The 530-nt window shown below is 30.4% G+C and carries 1 protein-coding gene; it reads left to right on the plus strand.

The window, feature by feature from the left end; all coding sequences use genetic code 11:
• Positions 1–530 (plus strand): protein rep (locus ABEA43_RS68010; protein WP_345581703.1); only part of this gene is annotated, 530 nt, incomplete at its 5' end.

A 530-nucleotide genomic window follows, 5' to 3' on the forward strand; every position in this document is an offset into this window, starting at 1 on the left:
TTATGCGTTCAACTGAAGTGACCGTTAATAAAAATGATGGTAGTTATAATCAACATATGCATGTTTTATTATGTGTTGAAAGTGCGTATTTTAGAAAAAAAGAAAATTATATAACTCAAGAAGAATGGGTTGATCTTTGGCAAAAAGCACTTCAAGTTGATTACAAACCAGTCGCAAATATCAAAGCAATCAAGCCGAATAAAAAAGGCGATAAAGATATACAAGCAGCGATTAAAGAAACATCAAAATACTCTGTGAAGTCGTCAGATTACTTAACGGGTAATCAAGAAAAAGACGCCGAAATTGTTCAAGATTTAGAACAAGGTTTGCACAGAAAAAGAATGTTAAGTTACGGTGGTTTACTTAAACAAAAACACAAGATTTTAAATTTAGACGATGCCGAAGATGGTAATTTGATAAAAACAAGTGATGATGAAATGACAACTGACGAAGAAGAAAAAGCACATTCAATTACTGCAATTTGGAATTTTGAAAAACAAAATTATTTTTTAAAAAATATACAACGTTAG

The organism is Nonomuraea rosea, assembly GCF_039539705.1.
Classification (GTDB): Bacteria; Actinomycetota; Actinomycetes; order Streptosporangiales; family Streptosporangiaceae; genus Nonomuraea; species Nonomuraea rosea.